The following is a 3,572-nucleotide window of genomic DNA, read 5'->3' on the forward strand; positions in this document are numbered from 1 at the left end:
AGACCCGCGCGGGAAAAACAACACCGGATGCCAACTTTGCCGCAAAATCTCGCCGGTGAGGCTGCGAACCGACCACTCCCAAAAGCTGCCCACATGGGGGGAGGCAGTGGCAATGGCCGTCATGTCTTCATCGGCGGCGGTGGCCAGGATCTCTTTGAGAGGGGATCCCACCCGCACCAGGGTGCGCAGCTGTACGGGCTTCACCTGCTCGCTCAGGGGTTCAAGCACCTGGGCCAGGTCAGCCTCGGCTTTGCGTTGGAGCACCTCCACCGGAGTTCCTTGGTTGCGGCGGGCGCTGGGATCCACCACGTAGAGCAGGGTAAGCGTCTGGCACTGGGAAGTACCGGGCAGCAGGTGGCCGAGATGGTTCAGCAACTGCTGACGCGGCTGCTCAAAGTCAAAGGGCACCAAGAGGCAGCGAAACAGGTGGCGGCTGCGCAAGCGCAATTCTTCCAGGGTAAAGGTAGCCAGCAGCTGGGGGCGCATCACCAATAGAGGGATTTTCAGCTTCGGCAACAGTGCCATGGTGGTGCTGCCGAACAATTTTTCGGCGAGCAGATTGTGGGTGCCCATGCCTGTAATCAGCAGATCGGAGCCATAGGTTTGGATGCCTTTTAGGATTAGATCGGCTGGCCTGCCCGCCTGCACCAGAGCCTCGACTTCCAACCCTGCTGGGATCGGGTTCAGCAGCTTCTGCAACTGGGTCTGCTCTGCCTGGACTTCGGGGGTAATGTCGTCGGGAATGCCGATGTCGTCCTCTTGCCAATCTACGCTGCGGACGAAGGTGACGCGCTCGATGCCATTGCTGTGCAGATCTTCTAGACACTTGCCAAAACGCTGCAGGCCATCTCGGCGGTCGGTGGCAATTAACACGTTTTTAAACATATGTTTTGAGCATTAGGAGAGAGGGTAGCCGGCTCAAGAGCAACGCTTTGGCCCGCAGCGATCCTAAGCTAACACCTTGCGGGGTTGTTCCCAAGGCAGCAGCTCCGGATCCCTCTTCGGCATCGGTTGCTCAGCGGTTGGGATCTGCCAGGTTGCGAAACTGGGTGTACTGGCTTTCGAACAGCAGGCGCACAGTGCCGGTGGGGCCGTTGCGATGTTTGGCAATGATGACCTCGGCAATGCCGCGATCGCTGGTGTTGGGATCGTAGTATTCCGGGCGATAGATCATCATCACCAGATCGGCATCCTGTTCGATGCTGTTGTGAACTAGCAGACCGTTGGCCACGAAGTTGTGGTGGCGGGGCATTTCGACGTCGTAAACCGGCTGAGGCTCCCCCGGCTCGCTGATGAGCACCACCGGATCCCAGATCAGCCCCTCCTGCACTACCACCGCCACCTCTTCCTCCAATTGCAGCTCGTCGAGGGTTTTCCAGCCGTCTGGGGTCAAGAAGGGATGGTTGCCGGTGGCGCGAATGGAAAAGTTGAGGCGGGTCTTCAGAACACAGGTGGGCTGCCGACCACTGCAAAACACTTTCACAGGCTGTTGGGGCACCAAGCGCCCGCGCCCGTTCAAGCTGAGCAGGCGGGGCAGTTCCGCCGCAGCCGGCAGGGCCGCCAGTTGATCCAACCGCCAGATCTTGCCGCGATCCACATCCATCACCTGCGTATCCCCGGCCAGACAGCCCGATTCCCGCAGGTCTGCCAGTTGCGGGCGCTTATCGGAGCGCGACTCGACAGCCCGACTGAGCTGAGACAGCACCAGCACCGGCACCATCAGCTCTTTGGCCATGGCCTTGAGGCCACGGGTAATGCGCGACAGCTCCTGCACCCGGTTGTCAGCAGCGGATCCCTGCATCAGTTGCAGGTAGTCGATCAACACCATCCCCAACGTTCCCCCCTGTTCCGCCTGTAAACGCCGCGCTTTGGAGCGAATTTCTGTAACAGTACAGTCAGGGGTATCGTCGATGAACAGGGGCAGTTGCGACAAAAAACCAATGGCTTGACCCAGGCGCTGCCACTCGTGTTCGCTAATGCGCCCAGAACGCAGACGGCTGCTGTCGATGCGGGCTTCGCTGGCCAAAAGCCGCTGCACCAGTTGCTCCCGAGACATTTCCAGGCTAAAGATAGCGACCGGCTGCTTGGCGTAGGCAGCCACATTTTGGGCAATGTTGAGGGCCAGGCTGGTTTTCCCCATCGAAGGCCGACCGGCCAGGATCAACAAATCGGATCGCTGCAAGCCCTGGGTCAGGTTATCCAGGTCGATGAATTTGGTCGGGATCCCCGGAAGCTGTGCCCCGCTTTGGAACTTCTCTTCCAAGTCCGAGAAGATATTGACCAAAACCTCAGAAGCCGGGATGAGGCTACGCTGCACTCGCTCTTGGGTGAGGCCAAACACCTGCTGCTCGGCTTGATCCATCACCTGAGACAGGGGCTGGCTGGTATCGTAGGCCAAACGAGCCAAGGTATTGCTCACCTGGATCAACTGGCGGCGCATGTATTTATCCATCACCAGGCGGGCATACTGGTCGATGTTGACGCTGCTGACGGTTTGCTCTAGCAGGCGACGGATCGCCCCTGTTCCCCCCACCCGCTCCAGAAGATGATGATCCGCCAACCAAGCAGACACAGTCATCAAGTCGGTGGGTTGGCCTTGGCTGTGCAGTTGGAGGGCAGCCCGGTAAATCTCTTGGTGGGCAGAGATGTAGAACATCTCTGGTCGCAGAAACTCCGCGACCCGCACCAACGCATCCGGATCGAGGAGAATGCCCCCCAGGATTTCCTCCTCGGCTTCAATGTTTTGAGGAGGAAGCCGATCCCCACCCGTTAAGTCGTAATCGCTGATCACCACAAGCCAGGAGTAGGAAAATCAACCCAGCCCTAGGGCAACCGGCCTCTCAGCCAGTCAGCTCCAATCGTCAGGCGGGTCAAGCTCTAGGCTGAGCATACCCGCTTGTTGCCCAAGGCAAAAACCCTACTCACCCCGGGATCCCTCACGGGAACTCAGGGATCCTCGAAGGTGAGTCCTCATTCGGGAGTAACCTGAATGCGCAGCGTAGCGGTAACTTCGGGGTGTAGCTTCACCTGCACGGGATAAACCCCGGTTTTCTTGATCTCCTCGTTGAGCAGAATGTTGCGGCGGTCGATATCTAGACCGCTGGTAGCCAGCACCACCTCAGCAATATCGCTGGTGGTCACCTGCCCAAATAGGAGGTTGTGTTCTCCCACTTTCTTACGGATGACAAAGCGACCGATGGTCTCCAGAGCAGTCTTGTAGTTTTCCGCCCGTTGTTTTTCTGCCAGTTTACGAGCCGCTTCCTGCTCCAGACGCATCTGCTGCTCTTTCAATATGCCAGGGGTAACCCGCACCGCCATCTGCCGTGGGAAGAGGTAGTTGCGAGCATAGCCGGGCTTGACGTTGACAATCTCTCCGGGCTTGCCCAGCCCTGGGATCGCCTGGCGCAGCACAACCTGCATGTTACGTTTCGACATTGGGAAGACACTTCTTTTCTCGACAGCCCTCCATTCTAGAGGCTCAGCAGGTTCATCGTCAGCCCAGAGTGCCATAGCCACCAGCCCGTCGGCATAGGGGATCCCTTCTCAGCTAGAAATCGCAGGAGCCCCGCACT

General features: G+C 58.7%; 3 protein-coding genes. All 3 read right to left on the reverse strand.

Annotation, left to right across the window (positions count from 1 at the left end; all coding sequences use genetic code 11):
• Nucleotides 1–885 (reverse strand): universal stress protein (locus NW856_RS11980; protein ID WP_414400458.1); only part of this gene is annotated, 885 nt, incomplete at its 3' end.
• A 130-nt stretch (nt 886–1,015) separates the two neighbouring features.
• The gene (dnaB, locus tag NW856_RS11985) at nt 1,016–2,791 is read right to left on the reverse strand and encodes a replicative DNA helicase (RefSeq protein ID WP_414400460.1); all 1,776 of its coding nucleotides are present in this window, start codon (nt 2,789–2,791) and stop codon (nt 1,016–1,018) included.
• Between the two features lie 179 nt (nt 2,792–2,970).
• The gene (gene rplI / locus NW856_RS11990) at nt 2,971–3,435 is read right to left on the reverse strand and encodes a 50S ribosomal protein L9 (RefSeq protein WP_414400459.1); all 465 of its coding nucleotides are present in this window, start codon (nt 3,433–3,435) and stop codon (nt 2,971–2,973) included.
• Nucleotides 3,436–3,572: the final 137 nt, after the last annotated feature.

It is taken from the genome of Synechococcus sp. R3-13 (genome assembly GCF_047462195.1).
Lineage (GTDB): Bacteria > Cyanobacteriota > Cyanobacteriia > Thermostichales > Thermostichaceae > Thermostichus.